Raw genomic sequence first — 15148 nt, forward strand, 5'->3', positions numbered from 1 at the left:
CTTTCATGAAACTGCTGCGCTTCGGCCCCCACGGCCAAGAGAAACCCGGCCTGCTTGATGCAACCGGCACCCTGCGCGATCTGTCGGGCATCGTCGACGACATTGCAGGCGATGTGCTGTCGGACGTATCGCTCGCCAAGCTGCGCGACGTGGACCCTGCCACGCTGCCGGCCGTCAGCGGCCAACCCCGCATTGGCCCGTGCGTCGGGCGTGTCGGCAAGTTCATCTGCATCGGGTTGAACTACGCCGACCACGCCGCGGAGTCCGGCTTGCCTGTACCGTCCGAGCCGGTCGTCTTCAACAAGTGGACCAGCGCCATCTGCGGCCCGAACGATGACGTCGAAATCCCGCGCGGCTCCGTCAAGACCGATTGGGAGGTCGAGCTGGGCGTGGTCATCGGCAAGGCCGCCAAGTACATCGACGAAGCCAACGCGCTGGACTACGTGGCCGGCTACTGCATCGTCAACGACGTTTCCGAACGCGAATGGCAAATCGAGCGCGGCGGCCAGTGGGACAAGGGCAAGGGCTTCGACACGTTCGGCCCGCTGGGCCCGTGGCTGGTCACGCGCGACGAGGTGCCCGACCCGCAGGCGCTAGACCTCTGGCTGGAGGTGGACGGCCACCGCTATCAGAACGGCAATACGCGAACGATGGTGTTTGGCGTGGCCCAACTCGTGGCGTATCTGAGCCGCTGCATGAGCCTGCAGCCTGGCGATGTCATCTCGACAGGCACGCCGCCGGGCGTGGGGCTGGGCATCAAGCCGAATCCGGTCTACCTCAAGCCAGGGCAGACCATGCGCCTGGGCATCGCCGGCCTGGGCGAACAGTTGCAACGTACGGTCTCCGCCGGTTGACGCCTAGCCTTCCAGTTCGGCAAAGCGCTGCGCGACGAGATTGCGCAGCCACTGGTTGCCGGCGTCCTGATGGAAACGCCGGTGCCAGAACACGTTGGTCTGCAACGCGGGCAGCTTGAGCGGCGGTGCCACGAACTCCAACCCAAACGGCGGCGCCGCGCGCTCGGCCAGCTTGCGCGGCACCGTCACCACCAGATCGGTCGTGCTGACGATGTACGGCACCGCCACGAAGTGCGGCACCGAAAAGCGCGCCGACTGCGTGATGCCCGCCTTGTCGAGCAGCGGCCCGATCGCGTTGTAAGGGCTGGCCGAACTTGCCACCACCAGGTGTGACGCTGCGCGAAAGCGCTCCAGCGTGAGCTTGCCCTCCGACAGCGCATGGCCGCGCCGGAACATCGTCACGTAATCCTGCCGGAACAGGCGACGCTGGAAGAGGCTCTCCCCGGAAAGATCATCGAAGGCGCCGATGGCAAGGTCGATGGCGCCGGCCTCCATCTCCGCCTTCATGTCGAAGCCGCCCGCACGCAGGGTGTCGATGCGCACGCCGGGCGCCTGCTCGGCACACAACTGCGCCAGCACCGGCATGAAATACACCTCGCCAACATCGCTCATGGCAATGGTGAAGGTGCGCGTGGAAGTGGCCGCATCAAAGTGCGTGCGCTGGCCGAAGGCGCGTTGCAGCGTGTCGAGCGCGGTGGCCACCGGTTCAGCCAATTGCTCGGCAAGTGCGGTCGGCATCATGCCGCGCGGGGTGCGGACAAAGAGTTCGTCGTCGAAGGTCTGGCGCAGGCGCGACAGCGCGTTGCTCACCGCCGGTTGCGACAGGCCCAGCCGCTCGGCCACGATGGAAATGCGCTTTTCGCGCAGGATTTCCTGAAACAGCACCAGCAGGTTCAGGTCCACGTCCCGCAGATTGAGCATGGCGGTCGCCCCACATTCACAATATCAATAGCACTCATTCTCGCATTGATATTTCAAATTTTCACCCAATCCGGACAATACGCGCATACCAAAAATCCAGAACAGAGCGGCAACGCCGCCACCGGAGACCACCATGCGCCCTGCTCCCATCGCTCATGAAGCGCCATCCGCGCCTATCGACCTCGCCCGGCTGATCGATCAGGGCAAGGTCAGCGGATTCCAGATCCTGTTGCTTGCCATCTGCGGCCTGTGCCTGATCATCGACGGCTTTGACGTGCAGGCCATGGGCTATGTGGCGCCCGCCATCATCAAGGACTGGAACATCACCAAGGCGAGCCTCGGGCCGGTGTTCGGCGCGGGGCTGTTCGGCATGCTGGTCGGCTCGCTGGTGTTTGGCGTGCTGGGCGACCGCTTCGGGCGGCGGCCGGTGCTGATCGTTGCGACCTTCTTTTTTGCAGCGTGCATGCTGGCCACCACGCAGGTGGAAACGGTGAACGCCCTGCTTATCCTGCGCTTTGTCACCGGCCTGGGGCTGGGTTGCATCATGCCCAATGCGATGGCGCTGGCCGGCGAATTCAGCCCCGCGCGCTCCCGCGTGACGTGGATGATGCTGGTGTCGTGCGGCTTTACCGTGGGCGCGGCACTGGGCGGCTTTGTGAGCGCGGCGCTGCTCTCCCGCTTTGGGTGGCAGGCGGTGTTTCTGGTGGGCGGCCTGGTGCCGCTTGGCATTGGCGTGATGATGGTGCTGTGGCTGCCGGAGTCCCTGCAATACCTGGTGCTCAAGGGTGATCCGCAAACGCGCCATCAACGTCTGGCGCGCTGGCTGAGCAGGCTCGCCCCGCAACTGCAGGTGAATGCACAGACGCAATTCGTGGTGCCCGAGGCGGCTGCGCGTGGCATGCCGGTCTCTGCGCTCTTCACGGAAGGCCGCGCCAAGGTCACGCTCGTGCTGTGGGTCATCAACTTCATGAACCTGATCGACCTGTATTTCCTCTCGAACTGGCTGCCGACGCTGATTCGCGATGTGGGGTATCCGACGGATACCGCCGTGCTGGTGGCGACCGCGCTGCAGGTGGGCGGCGTGATCGGCACGCTCACGCTGGGCCGGCTGATCGATCGCCTGGGCTTTGTGCGCGTGCTGGCCGTGTGCTTCCTGATCGCCTGCGTCACCGTTGGGCTGATCGGCCATGTGGCGGCTGCGCTGCCCATGCTGGTGGCGGTGGTGTTCGTAGCCGGCTTCTGCATCGTCGGCGGGCAGCCGGCGGTAAATGCGCTGGCCGCCACGTATTACCCCACCACGCTGCGCGCCACCGGTATCGGCTGGAGCCTGGGCGTGGGCCGTATCGGCTCCGTAATCGGCCCGGTGATTGGCGGGCAACTGATTGCGATGCAGTGGAGCGGCCCGGCTTTGTTCTCGGCCGCTGCGGTGCCGGCGATGGTGTCGTTCGGCATGGTGCTGGCGCTTACGCTGGCCGCCAGTGGCCCGGACGCCGCTCGCTTTGCCTCGGGTCGCCCAACCGGCAAGCCCGCCTGATGGCTCGGTAACGACTACGCTTTCCCTGAAGACGCTCCTGACTTTTTCTCCAAGGACTTCACCATGAACATGCTCGCCCCGACGGCCAAGAACGCATTCACCCCCGCGTCGCTGGACCGGCCCGCTTACCAGAGCGGCTTCGGCAACGAGTTCGCCACCGAAGCCCTGCCCGGTGCGCTGCCGCACGGCCAGAACTCCCCGCAGAAGGCGCCGTATGGCCTGTATGCGGAACAGATTTCCGGCACGGCGTTCACCGCCCCGCGCGCGCACAACCGCCGCTCGTGGCTATATCGCATTCGCCCGGGCGCCGTGCATCTGCCGTTCGAGGCCATGGCGCAGGGCCGCTTCCACAGCAGCTTCAACGAGGTGCCGCCCTCGCCCGACCAGTTGCGCTGGGACCCGCTGCCCGCACCGGCTGCCGGCACCGATTTCATCGACGGCATCGTCACCTTCGCCGGCAATGGCGGGCCCGACGCGCAAACCGGCTGCGGCATCCACCTATACGCAGCCAACGCGTCGATGACCGACCGCTTCTTCTACAACGCTGACGGCGAGCTGCTGATCGTCCCGCAGCAAGGCCGACTGCGCCTGCTGACGGAGATGGGCGTGGTTGATGTCGAGCCGCTGGAGATTGTCGTCGTCCCGCGCGGCGTGCGCTTCCGTGTCGAATTGCCCGACGGCGACGCGCGCGGCTACATCTGCGAGAACTTCGGCGCGCTCTTCCGCCTGCCGGACCTGGGCGTCATCGGCTCGAACGGCCTGGCCAACCCCCGCGACTTCCTCACACCGCACGCGTGGTACGAAGACCGCGAGGGCGCCTTCGAACTCGTCGCAAAATTCCAGGGCAGCCTGTGGACCGCGAAGATCGGCCACTCGCCGCTGGACGTCGTAGCCTGGCACGGCAATCTCGCGCCGTACAAGTACGACCTGCGCCTGTTCAACACCATCGGCTCGATCAGCTACGACCATCCGGACCCCTCGATCTTCCTGGTGCTGCAAAGCCCGTCCGCCACGCCGGGTGTGGACACGATCGACTTCGTGATCTTCCCGCCGCGCTGGCTGGCCGCCGAAAACACGTTCCGCCCGCCCTGGTTCCACCGCAACGTCGCGAGCGAATTCATGGGCCTGATCCAGGGCGTGTACGACGCCAAGGCCGAAGGCTTCGTGCCCGGCGGCGCCAGCCTGCACAACTGCATGAGCGGCCACGGCCCCGACGCCGACACGTTCGAGAAAGCCAGCAACGGCGACACCACCAAGCCGCACAAGGTCGACGCAACGATGGCCTTCATGTTCGAGACACCAGCCGTGATCCGCCCCACGCGCTTCGCAGCGGAATCGGCGCAACTGCAGGCCAAGTACTTCGAATGCTGGCAAGGCCTGAAGAAACATTTCGACCCGACCAAGCGTTAAGCACAATCGACGAATTCACATTGACGCCAAGGCGAGCATCCAGAAGGTGTGGCCGTACCCTGCCCTAGATGGCGCCTTGAATTTCTGTTGCAGAGAGGAAAAAGGAAGGGAAACTGTCTGAGCGAAGCGAGTTTTTCCCTTCCCCTCTCTGCGACATAAATTCAAGGAATCTTTCGCCATCTCGGGCGCGCCTTTCTTTGCTTACTTTCTTTGGCAAGACAAAGAAAGTGAGTCGCCCCCGGCAGGGGGTGAAACAGCAGATGCGCCAGCAACGTCAAGCAACAACCGACTCAACAAACAAACCATCGCCCCCATCATGACCACCCGACAACTAAGCTGGCTAGAATCCGCCAACACCCCCGACACGCACTTCCCCCTGGAAAACCTGCCCTTCGGCATCTTCTCCACCAAAGAGAACCCGTCGCCACGCGCAGGCGTCGCGCTGGGCGATCAAGTCATCGATCTCGGCGTGCTGGATGACGCCGGGCTGCTGCCCGCATCCACACGCGGCACGTTCCGCACCGGCAAACTCAACACCTTCATCGCACTAGGCAAGCCCGTGTGGGCAGAAACGCGCAAGAAGCTGCAAGCGCTGTTCAGCGTGGCCGACACGCACGTACGCGACAACGCCACGCTGCACGCTCGCGCGCTGGTGCCGCAGGCGCATGCGGTGATGCATCTGCCCATCGACATCCCGGGCTATACCGATTTCTATTCATCGAAGGAACACGCCACCAACGTCGGCCGCATGTTCCGCGACCCCGAGAACGCGCTGCTGCCCAACTGGCTGGAAATCCCAATCGGCTACAACGGCCGCGCCAGCTCCGTGGTGGTGAGCGGCACCCCGCTGCACCGCCCGATGGGCCAGATCAAGCTGCCCGATCAGCCGCGCCCGATCTTCACGGCCTGCCGCAAACTGGACTACGAACTGGAGATGGCCTTTGTGGTCGGCAAGCCGAGCGCGCTGGGTGAGCCGGTTTCCGTCGACGCGGCACCGGATCATATGTTCGGCGTCGTGCTCCTCAACGACTGGAGCGCGCGCGACATCCAGCAATGGGAATACGTGCCGCTCGGCCCGTTCAACTCGAAGGGGTTCGGTACATCGATCTCGCCATGGATCGTGACGATGGACGCGCTGGAGCCGTTCCGCGTGGCCAACCCGGCGCAATCGCCTGAGCCGCTGGAATACCTGCGCCAGAGCCATCCCAACGCTTACGACATCGCTCTCGAAACTGCGCTGCGCCCCCACAGCGGCGAACGGACCACCATCGCCCGCACCAACTTCCGCGCGATGTACTGGACGATGGCGCAACAACTTGCGCACCACACCGTGTCCGGCTGCAACGTGCGCGTGGGTGACCTGATGGGCTCCGGCACCATCAGCGGCACGACGCCGGATTCGTACGGCAGCCTGCTGGAGCTGACGCTCAACGGCAAGCAGCCGCTTGATCTCGGCAACGGCACCACGCGCGCGTTCCTGGAAGACGGCGACGAAGTCATCATGACCGGCTGGTGCCAGGGCGATGCCTATCGGGTTGGCTTTGGGGAAGTGCGCGGCGAGATTCTGCCGGCGCGCGGCGTGAAGTAACGCAGTGCGGGGCGGCGGATGAGCAGTCCGTCGCTCCCTCTTTTATTCCGTCTTGGCAGCGGCGCAAGCGAGCATCGCATCGCTGATCACGCGCTCGCCGTTCGCCTTGAGCGCCTCGCCGGCGCCCACGATGTCCCGTGTTTCCTTGTTCTGGCTCAGCTTGAGTTTGCCTTCGATGCGCGTGATCTCGATCTCGATGCCGACAATCATCTTGAGCAGCGCGTCGGTGTAGTCGGCCGGGGCATCGGACATCTTCCACGGCGTGGGTTGCGATGCCTCATGCGTGCGCGTCAGGCGAGCCACCACACCGCGTACAAAACGCTCATCGTCCCGCACGGTGATGCGGCCATGCGCATGCACCACACGGTAGTTCCACGTCGGCACCTGCCTGTGGGCTTCGTGCTTGCTCGGATACCACGTCGGCGAAATGTACGCATCGCCCGCGCGGAAGATGACGAGCACCTCATCGCCGTTGGCGACGTCTTTCCAGACCGGGTTGGCGCGTGCCACGTGAGCATGCAGCATGCCAAGCTCGCCCTCTTCCGGCAGCAGCAGGAACGGAATGTGATTCGCGTCCAACCCATGCTCGCCATGCGTGACGAGCGTCCCGAACGGGTTCTGCGCGATCAGGTCGTGCAACGCGTTGGGGCGCGATTCTTCAAAATGGGCGGGAATGTACATGGCGACTCCGGCAGCGACCGTGCAATCGAACAGGAAAACGCCCATTCTGAGCCAGAACGTGGCTCCAAAACAGAGCCAAATTCAGGCGAATTATTAGAGCCAGCCTAGTCGCGCAGCAGGTTCTTGGCGATGATGAGCTGCTGGATCTGCGTGGTGCCTTCGTACAAGCGCAGCAGGCGCACATCGCGATAGAAGCGCTCGGCCTTGTACTCGGCAATGTAGCCCGCGCCACCGTGAATCTGCACCGCGCGATCGGCCACGCGGCCGACCATCTCCGTACAGAACATCTTGGTGCACGACGCCAGCATGCTGACTTCGTGGTCCTGTTTACCGACGGGCTTGGCGTCGTAGCGGCGCGCGCAGTCGCGCACCATCGACATCCCGGCGTACAGCTCCGCCTGGCTGTCGGCCAGCATGGCTTGGATCAACTGAAAGTCTGCGATGGGCTGGCCGAACTGCTTGCGTTCCCTGGCATACGCCACTGCATCAGCAATCAGCCGGTGCGCCATGCCGCACGCCAGCGCCGAGATGTGCAGGCGGCCGCGGTCCAGCACCTTCATCGCCGTCTTGAAGCCCTGGCCCGCCACGCCGCCAATGATGTTGACCGCCGGCACGCGCACGTTGTCGAGCATCACATCGCATGTCTTGGTGCCGCGCTGCCCCATCTTCTTGTCGGGCTTGCCGAGCGTGATGCCCGGCGTATCGGCTGGCACGATAAAGGCCGAGATACCGCCCGCGCCTTCGCCACCCGTGCGCGCCATCAGCGTGAATGCCCCGGCGCGCGGCGCGTTGGTGATGAAACGCTTGGTGCCGTTGATGACGTAGTGATCGCCGTCCAGCGTGGCGCGCGTTTGCAGCGATGCAGCATCTGACCCCGCATTCGGCTCCGTCAGCGCAAACGAGATGATCAGCTCGCCGCTGGCAATGCGCGGCAGGTAATCGGCCTTCTGCGCATCGGTGCCGTCCATCAGGATGCCCTGCGAGCCGATGCCGACGTTGGTGCCGAACACCGAGCGGAAGGCCAGCGCGGTGTGCCCGAGGTCGTACGCCACCTCGCACTCCTGGGCCATCGCCAGGCCAATGCCGCCGTACTCCTCCGGAATCGACAGGCCGAAGAGGCCCATCTCTTTCATGTCGGCAACGATGTCGGCGGGCACGTCATCCTCTTCCTCGAGGATGTTTTCCGCCGGCACGAGCCGTTCCTGGATGAAGCGCTGCACCGATTGCTGCAGCAGGCCGAAGGATTCGTCGTCGAGCGCCATGTCGCTGGTTCCTGTGGGATATTCCGGCCGATGTTACCGGGTTGGGACGTTTTGACAATCGGGTCCGGAATCAACAGAATGTCGAGTCTCATTCACCAATCTGGCGTGCCGTCATGGACCTGAATGCGCTCAAGCTGTTTGTGGAAATCGTCGACGCGGGCAACCTGTCGGCGGCGGCGCGCCGGCTGCAGACCACGCGCTCCAACGTCAGCCACCGGCTGAAGGCGTTCGAGCGTGCGCTGGGTGTGCAACTGCTGCGTCGGACCACCCGCCGCGTGGAGCCGACGGAGGTGGGCGCCGGCATCTACGAACACGGCCGCAGCATCCTGCGCGAAATGGCCGCCGCCGATGCGCTGGTCTCGTCGCTGGGTAAGTCGCTGCAAGGCAGCGTGCGCCTGTCGGTGCCGACGGGGCTGGGGCACCTGCTGGTGTCACCACTGCTGGTGGCATTCAAGCGTGCGTATCCGGACATCCGTCTTGATGTGCGGTTCGACAACCGCGTGTCCGACCTGATTGGCGAAGATGTGGACGTGGCGCTGCGCATCGTCTCGAACCCGCCGGAATCGCTCGTCGCCACGCTGCTTGATGAAGTTGACTGGGTGCTGTGCGCGGCGCCGGACTACCTGGCTATGCACGGCGTGCCGAAAACACTCGAGGCGTTGGCCGAGCACACCATCGTCAGCGCGCCGGCCGTCGGACAACCGTTGCGGCTATCGGCGCAACTGGGCGATGAACGGACGCTCGTGACGCTCGACCCCGGCGTCTCATCCGACAACTACCTGTTCCTGCAGGCCGCCGTGCGTGCGGGCAACGGCCTGGGAATCCTGCCCTATTACGCCGCTGCCGAAGACTTGCGCGACGGGCACGTCAAACGCGTGCTGCCCGGCTACCGATTCAGCGTGTTCGGCAGCCGGCTGTACATGCTGGCAATGCCAAGCCGGTATCGGACGCTGGCCACGCGGCATTTGTTGGACTTTCTCAAAGAGGGGCTGCAAGGCAAGCTGCCGCGCCTGCCCCTGAAGGAACGCGCCTGATTACGCGTCTAGCGGCATCAGCCCCGGCAACTGCGCAAAGCAGATCGACTTGGCCGTCTCGATAAAGTCCTGCGCAAACGGTGCCTGTGCGTAGTCGCGCGTCATGGCGGCGTAGAGATCGCTCCACAGGCCTTCCTTGCCGACACGCTTGGCCACCACGTATTCGTAATCGACGTAATTCTTGATGCCCCAGCTCGGCAGCGCGGCCAGCCCGCGGCGGCTGGCAACGAGTTGCAGCACAGCAATGGTCAGCTCCGCCGTTCGGCGGTTGAATGCGATTCCGGCTGGCGTCAGGACCTGCCGGATCAGATCGATGCGCTCTTCGGGCACGGGGTACGTGATGAGCGTCTGGTCCGTAAAGTCCTTTGCTTCCAGCCACTTCTTGTTGCGCAGCGCGTGGTCAACCGGCAGCACGGCGAGGATCTCGAAGCGGAACAGCGGCGCAAACACCACGCCACGCCGCATCTTGGCGTCGGAGCCGATGATGACGTCGGCGCGGCCGTCCTTGAGCAGCGCCAGCGGATCGGTGTGGAAACCCGACACAAGGTCCATTTCCACTTCCGGCCAGCGCTGGCGGAAGGCGTCCATTACAGGCATCAGCCAGTCAAAGCAGGTGTGGCATTCGAGCGCGATGCGCAGCGTGCCGGCCGCGCGGCCCTTGATGCGCTCAAGATCGCGCTCTGCGGTCTGGATATCGGCGACGACCTTTTGCGCGAGTTCGAGCATGCGCTCGCCGGCCTCGGTCAATTCCACCGTCTGCCCCTTGCGGCGCACGACGGCCAGCCCGTAATGCGACTCCAGCGCGCGCAATTGATGCGACAACGCCGATTGCGTGAGGTGCAGCCGCTCGGCGGCGCGCGAGACGGAGCCACCGTCGGCCAAGGCGATCAGCGTGCGCAGATGGCGGATTTCGAGCATGTTGGTGCGGCTTCCAATATATGAATACGATTCAACGTTATCGAAAATAATATCATTTGATTCATGGACGAGGGTCGCCGATCATCGCAGGACTGAAAAACGAATCGCCTCTCCTGCGACCACCATGACGACCATCCATACCCTCGGCTACCCGCGCATCGGCGCACAACGCGAGCTGAAGTTCGCCCTCGAATCGTTCTGGAAGGGCGCATCGTCCGAAGACGACCTGTGCGCTACTGGCCGTGCCCTGCGCGAGCGCCACTGGACTGCCCAGCGCGACGCGGGCCTCGACTTTGTGACCGTGGGTGATTTCGCCTGGTACGACCAGGTGCTGCAGACGGCTGCCCTGCTCGGCGCCCTTCCCACGCGCTATGGCTTTGACGCCGAGCAACTGACGCTGGCGCAATCGTTCGTGCTGGCGCGCGGCAATGCCGACCATGCGGCCATGGAGATGACGAAGTGGTTCGACACCAACTACCACTATCTCGTGCCCGAACTCACGCCGGACCTCCACGTTGGGCCCGGCGCCGAATGGCTGTTCGACGAAGTGCGCGAGGCTCAGGCCGCCGGGCACCGCGTGAAGGTTGTGCTCATCGGGCCGGTGACGTTCCTGCATCTGGCCAAGGCGCGCAACGGCCTGACTGACAAGCTCGCCCTGCTGCCGCAAATCCTGCAGGCCTACACGGTCGTGCTCAAACGCCTGGCCGCACTGAACGTGGAATGGGTGCAGATCGACGAACCGGCGCTGGTGCTGGACCTCCCGCAAGCGTGGGTAGATGCATTCAGCCCCGCTTACCAGGCGCTGGCCGCCGCCAAGGGCCCGAAGCTGCTGCTGGCGACGTACTTTGAAGCCGCCTCCCACCACGCTGCACTGATCAAATCCCTGCCGGTCGACGGCGTGCACCTGGACCTCGTGCGTGCACCCGAGCAGCTCGGCGCCTTCGCACCGTGGCCTGCTGACAAGGTGCTCTCCGTTGGCGTGGTCGACGGCCGCAACATCTGGCGCTCGGATCTGGCACGCGTGCTGGAACGTGTGGCGCCGCTGGCCGAAGCCTTTGGCGATCGCCTGTGGGTGGCGCCGAGCTGCTCGTTGCTGCACGTGCCGGTCGATCTGTCGGCCGAAAGCAAGCTCGACGACGAACTCAAGGGCTGGCTGGCCTTCGCGCGCCAGAAGCTGGACGAACTGGCGATCATCAAGCTCGCGCTGGTCGAAGGCCAAGCTGCCGTGCTGAAGGCGCTCGATGACAACCGCGCCGCCATCGCCTCACGTACAGAATCGCGCCGCGTGCACAACGCAAGCGTGAAGAAACGCGTGGCCGCGATCCGCGCAGAAGATGCCGACCGCGCCGCACCCTACGCAACGCGCGCTGACGCGCAGCAAGCCCGCCTGAACCTGCCGTTGCTGCCGACCACCACCATCGGCTCGTTCCCGCAGACGGCCGAGATTCGCCAGGCGCGCGCGCAACACAAGCGCGGCGAACTCCCTGCACTGGACTACCTGCAACGCATGCGCGCCGAAATTGCCGACGTCGTACGCCGCCAGGAAGCGCTGGGGCTCGACATGCTCGTGCACGGAGAAGCCGAGCGCAACGACATGGTCGAGTACTTCGGCGAGCTGCTGTGGGGCTACGCCTTCACCGCCAATGGCTGGGTGCAGAGCTATGGCTCGCGCTGCGTGAAGCCGCCGGTCATCTACGGCGACGTGTACCGCCCCGAAGCAATGACGGTTGAATGGTCCAAGTACGCACAGAGCCTGACCGCCAAGCCGATGAAGGGCATGCTGACCGGCCCCGTGACGATGCTGCAGTGGTCCTTCGTGCGCGACGACCAGCCGCGCGAGCAGACCGCACTGCAGATCGCCCTGGCCCTGCGCGATGAAGTGTGCGATCTGGAAGCCGCTGGCATTGCCGCCATCCAGATCGACGAGCCGGCTTTCCGCGAAGGCCTGCCGCTGCGCGCGTCTGACGTGCCGGGCTACCTGGAATGGGCGGCACGTGCATTCCGCGTGTCGGCCTCCGGCGTGCGCAACGACACGCAGATCCACACGCACATGTGCTATTCGGAGTTCAACGACATCCTGCCGGCCATCGCGTCGATGGATGCCGACGTGATCACCATCGAGACATCGCGCTCGAACATGGAACTGCTCGACGCGTTTGGTGAGTTTGCGTACCCGAACGAGATCGGCCCAGGCGTGTACGACATCCACTCGCCGCGCGTGCCGCGTGTGGAAGAGATGGAAGCGCTGCTCGATAAGGCCGCGCAGGTCGTGCCGGTGCAACGCCTGTGGGTGAACCCCGACTGCGGTCTCAAGACCCGCGGCTGGCCGGAAGTGGAAGCAGCGCTGCAAGGTATGGTGGAAGCCACGCGCCGCTTGCGCGCCAAGCATGCGAATGCGCAGCACGCTGGCAGCAAGCGTGCGCAAACAGAAACCGCATCAGCCTGATCGTCGCACCTCCCCCACAAAAACGCCGGCTGGAGACATCTAGCCGGCGTTTTTTTTGATTCCCTTCCAACAACATGCGCCAGGTGCCACCGGGCTGTTGCAGCGGGACGATTGTCAACCAACAAGGCAGCGCCGCTTCGCGCACGCACTCACCATTTCGCAACACGGTATGCGACTGACACGTGCAGAAAACACTATTGAATCCAGTGATTCGTGTTTTCTAATATCGATGGGACGATCCCATGAAAAGCCCGGTCTCCCTTGTTCGCACTTGGCTCGCTTCGTCTGCGCCCACAAACCGCGTTGCCGATGTCCGGCAAGCACCGGAGCAGACGAGCAGCACGGGGCGCAGCGCTCGCAAAGCTTCGCCTCAACTTAGCCGGCTGCCCGCACGCAGGCACACAGGAACACCGCCAGCCATCAGCGCCGCCTCTACAAGCAGCCCAAAGGTTTCGGGGCGCACGTCCGCCGACCCGGAGCTACACGACGCCATCAAGGCGATTCGTGCAGGCGCGCAATGGTCATCAAGCACAAGCCGCCGAGAAACAGCGTCGGCAACGTCGCCCAATAATCAGGGCGCCGCACCGTCGATTCCACCCGGCGATGGCTGGGGCATGACGTTCCTGCATCAGGCCGAGCATCGCGCAGAGGTGCTCGACATGGTCTGGCAGCACGACTTTTCATCTGAGCGCCTTGACGAGATTCTCGCCAAGCATCCCGACCTCGTGAATGCCGTTGACCACCATGGCGACCCGCTGCTCGTGAGCGCGCTGGGCTGCGACAACTTCAGGCTGGCCAAGGCGCTGGTCGCGCACGGCGCGAATGTCAACGCGCAGGACAGCGTTGGCAATACGCCGCTGCATACCGTGGCAGGACGCGACACCGCGCTTTTGGAGCAATTGCTCGAAGCCGGTGCCGATGTGCACGCGACCAACAATCAAGGCGCAACGCCGCTGTTTAACGCGCGCTCTGCGCAAGCCGTCGATATGCTCGTCCGTGCGGGCGCGCCAATCGATGCCCGAGACGCGCGCGGCAATACGGCGGTCATGCGGCTCGCCCAGGCTGCGAACAAAGACACGGTGCTCGCCATGCTGGCGCATAACCCTGATCTGCGCACGCCAAACGGAGCAGGCCGCACGTTCGCGCGCGTGTTGACGATGCGATTTGGCGGATCGCCGGACACCATCCCCAAGACGGGCGTGGCGGCAAAGGCGTTTCTGGAACTTGCCAAACGCGAGACGTGGATCGGCAACCTTCGTGACCGAAAGTCACTGCCCTCCGACGCAGCAACGGCCAATACGCGACGCTCAGGGCTGCCCGCGAATCCGTTGGCTGAGTTGCGGGTGGCGCCCGACGTCCAGGTGCCGCCAGCGACAGCGCGCGCGGCCAAGCCAGCAATCAACAATCTGAAATCGGGGCACAAGATCAACCTCGTCCACGACGCGCTACGCACGTTCGACGAATTGCCAGACCGGGACGCCAGTGCGCTTTCTGAGGCATTGGGATTCGGTGCCCTGTCGTCGGAAGACGCGAACGTGCGCGGACAGCAGCGGGACGCCATACGCGAAACGTTTTCGAAATTTGCCAAGGAAATCGGCGGCGACTTCCGCAACTACGGTCTTTCAGCGATAGAACATCCCGCCTTATCCGGCGCCCTGACGGAGGCTGAACACGCTGAACTAGTCAGCGCCATGCGAGTCGCTCACATCAGCCTCGCACTGGAACCTGCGCGTGCCGATGGAGCCGACGGGCCGCAGCGTGTGCGCATGTTCTTCGGCGGCACACAGAACTTCCGGGATGTGCGCCAGGACATCAGCAGCGCCTTCGGCCGGATTGGCGATGTCGACCGCGCGACCAAGCGGGCCGGTGAATTGTTCGCGAAGATTCTGTCCCGGCCCAACCATGTCGAACTGGATTTCATTTCTGGCGCTTCTATGGGCGGAGCCATGGCGCAGAGCTTTCGCGCGACGGTTGAGAGCCGTATTCTGCTGCCAAGGCAGCCGTCCATGATCTTGCTGGACCCGCAACTCCTGAACAATAACCAGGGCCGCCGCGCCACCCGGGGCGGCCCGCTCGATGTCGATTACGGCAAGCCCCGCGGCGTTGCGGTCACCCTCGACTATGCCCGCGCGCCACATCGCGGGCTGATGGGGATCATGAAGGGCCCGGGCGGTTACCGGTACCCGGGGCTTGTACAGCTCAAGCTCGGCTTGACCGACACCGACGGGTACAACGGCAAACGCCCGCAAACCAGCGGCCCGCCCGGACTGGGCTATCACGCCGACGCACATCAGTTTGCGGCCGCACTCTCACGCTTTTCGGTTGACCACGAGGATGCGGTCATGGACAACCCCGCATTTGACGCAGTGCGCGCGCCGCGTTGGGCGCGACAACAAGGCCCAGTGCTGACTTCCTCGACGCTGCCCGCCGTCGCGCGTCGGGGCCGCCACCCCATGGAATCGATTGCCGAAGACGGAGACGCTTCCCTGTAGCGGCCCAG

The 15148-nt window shown here is 64.4% G+C and carries 11 protein-coding genes; 7 read left to right on the forward strand and 4 right to left on the reverse strand.

The annotated features are described in order from the left end of the window. Positions 1-5 precede the first annotated feature (5 nt). The gene (locus ACTJK6_RS23915) at positions 6-854 is read left to right on the forward strand and encodes an ureidoglycolate lyase (RefSeq protein ID WP_260804183.1); all 849 of its coding nucleotides are present in this window, start codon (positions 6-8) and stop codon (positions 852-854) included. A gap of 3 nt (positions 855-857) precedes the next feature. On the opposite strand, the gene ACTJK6_RS23920 is transcribed toward ACTJK6_RS23915, so the two are convergent. Further along, positions 858-1775 carry a LysR family transcriptional regulator gene (locus tag ACTJK6_RS23920; RefSeq protein WP_440840317.1) on the reverse strand — a complete coding sequence of 306 codons (918 nt, stop codon included), beginning with the start codon at positions 1773-1775 and terminating at the stop codon, positions 858-860. 133 nt (positions 1776-1908) lie between these two features. Here ACTJK6_RS23920 and ACTJK6_RS23925 point away from each other — a divergent pair, with 133 nt between their 5' ends. The 3 genes from ACTJK6_RS23925 to fahA all read left to right on the forward strand — a co-directional run bounded on the left by ACTJK6_RS23925 (position 1909) and on the right by fahA (position 6307). Then, positions 1909-3309, forward strand: a complete 1401-nt coding sequence (locus ACTJK6_RS23925; protein WP_440840318.1) for an MFS transporter — start codon at positions 1909-1911, stop codon at positions 3307-3309. 63 nt (positions 3310-3372) lie between these two features. Then, entirely contained in the window at positions 3373-4719 is a 1347-nt protein-coding gene (hmgA, locus tag ACTJK6_RS23930; protein WP_440840319.1) for a homogentisate 1,2-dioxygenase, read from the forward strand. Positions 4720-5035: 316 nt separating this feature from the next. Continuing rightward, positions 5036-6307: a fumarylacetoacetase gene (fahA, locus tag ACTJK6_RS23935; RefSeq protein ID WP_440840320.1), complete on the forward strand. Its 1272-nt coding sequence runs from the start codon at positions 5036-5038 to the stop codon at positions 6305-6307. Between the two features lie 42 nt (positions 6308-6349). On the opposite strand, the gene ACTJK6_RS23940 is transcribed toward fahA, so the two are convergent. Both ACTJK6_RS23940 and ACTJK6_RS23945 read right to left on the reverse strand, forming a co-directional pair. After that, positions 6350-6988, reverse strand: a complete 639-nt coding sequence (locus tag ACTJK6_RS23940; RefSeq protein ID WP_440840321.1) for an FMN-binding negative transcriptional regulator — start codon at positions 6986-6988, stop codon at positions 6350-6352. Between the two features lie 104 nt (positions 6989-7092). Further along, on the reverse strand, positions 7093-8250 hold the full coding sequence (locus ACTJK6_RS23945) for an acyl-CoA dehydrogenase family protein (protein WP_440840322.1): 1158 nt from the start codon (positions 8248-8250) through the stop codon (positions 7093-7095). Positions 8251-8363: 113 nt separating this feature from the next. Here ACTJK6_RS23945 and ACTJK6_RS23950 point away from each other — a divergent pair, with 113 nt between their 5' ends. Then, positions 8364-9284, forward strand: a complete 921-nt coding sequence (locus ACTJK6_RS23950; protein WP_440840323.1) for a LysR family transcriptional regulator — start codon at positions 8364-8366, stop codon at positions 9282-9284. On the opposite strand, the gene ACTJK6_RS23955 is transcribed toward ACTJK6_RS23950, so the two are convergent. Continuing rightward, positions 9285-10202 (reverse strand): LysR family transcriptional regulator, encoded by a 918-nt coding sequence (locus ACTJK6_RS23955; RefSeq protein ID WP_260804188.1) that lies wholly within the window; start codon positions 10200-10202, stop codon positions 9285-9287. A gap of 124 nt (positions 10203-10326) precedes the next feature. On the opposite strand from ACTJK6_RS23955, the gene metE reads away from it, so the two are divergent. Next, entirely contained in the window at positions 10327-12648 is a 2322-nt protein-coding gene (gene metE / locus ACTJK6_RS23960; RefSeq protein ID WP_440840324.1) for a 5-methyltetrahydropteroyltriglutamate--homocysteine S-methyltransferase, read from the forward strand. A gap of 659 nt (positions 12649-13307) precedes the next feature. Further along, positions 13308-15140 carry an ankyrin repeat domain-containing protein gene (locus tag ACTJK6_RS23965; RefSeq protein WP_440840349.1) on the forward strand — a complete coding sequence of 611 codons (1833 nt, stop codon included), beginning with the start codon at positions 13308-13310 and terminating at the stop codon, positions 15138-15140. Positions 15141-15148 lie beyond the last annotated feature (8 nt).

It is taken from the genome of Ralstonia sp. 22086, from assembly GCF_052045975.1.
In the GTDB taxonomy this organism is placed as follows: Bacteria; Pseudomonadota; Gammaproteobacteria; order Burkholderiales; family Burkholderiaceae; genus Ralstonia; species Ralstonia wenshanensis.

What these genes read in the sequence shown, in the direction of transcription:
- ACTJK6_RS23965 (WP_440840349.1), top strand. Translation starts at nt 13,308, where the DNA reads ATGGTCTGGCAGCACGACTTTTCATCTGAGCGCCTTGACGAGATTCTC.
- ACTJK6_RS23950 (WP_440840323.1), top strand. Translation starts at nt 8,364, where the DNA reads ATGGACCTGAATGCGCTCAAGCTGTTTGTGGAAATCGTCGACGCGGGC.
- ACTJK6_RS23915 (WP_260804183.1), top strand. Translation starts at nt 6, where the DNA reads ATGAAACTGCTGCGCTTCGGCCCCCACGGCCAAGAGAAACCCGGCCTG.
- ACTJK6_RS23920 (WP_440840317.1), bottom strand. Translation starts at nt 1,775, where the DNA reads ATGCTCAATCTGCGGGACGTGGACCTGAACCTGCTGGTGCTGTTTCAG.
- ACTJK6_RS23955 (WP_260804188.1), bottom strand. Translation starts at nt 10,202, where the DNA reads ATGCTCGAAATCCGCCATCTGCGCACGCTGATCGCCTTGGCCGACGGT.
- fahA (WP_440840320.1), top strand. Translation starts at nt 5,036, where the DNA reads ATGACCACCCGACAACTAAGCTGGCTAGAATCCGCCAACACCCCCGAC.
- ACTJK6_RS23945 (WP_440840322.1), bottom strand. Translation starts at nt 8,250, where the DNA reads ATGGCGCTCGACGACGAATCCTTCGGCCTGCTGCAGCAATCGGTGCAG.
- ACTJK6_RS23925 (WP_440840318.1), top strand. Translation starts at nt 1,909, where the DNA reads ATGCGCCCTGCTCCCATCGCTCATGAAGCGCCATCCGCGCCTATCGAC.
- ACTJK6_RS23940 (WP_440840321.1), bottom strand. Translation starts at nt 6,988, where the DNA reads ATGTACATTCCCGCCCATTTTGAAGAATCGCGCCCCAACGCGTTGCAC.
- metE (WP_440840324.1), top strand. Translation starts at nt 10,327, where the DNA reads ATGACGACCATCCATACCCTCGGCTACCCGCGCATCGGCGCACAACGC.
- hmgA (WP_440840319.1), top strand. Translation starts at nt 3,373, where the DNA reads ATGAACATGCTCGCCCCGACGGCCAAGAACGCATTCACCCCCGCGTCG.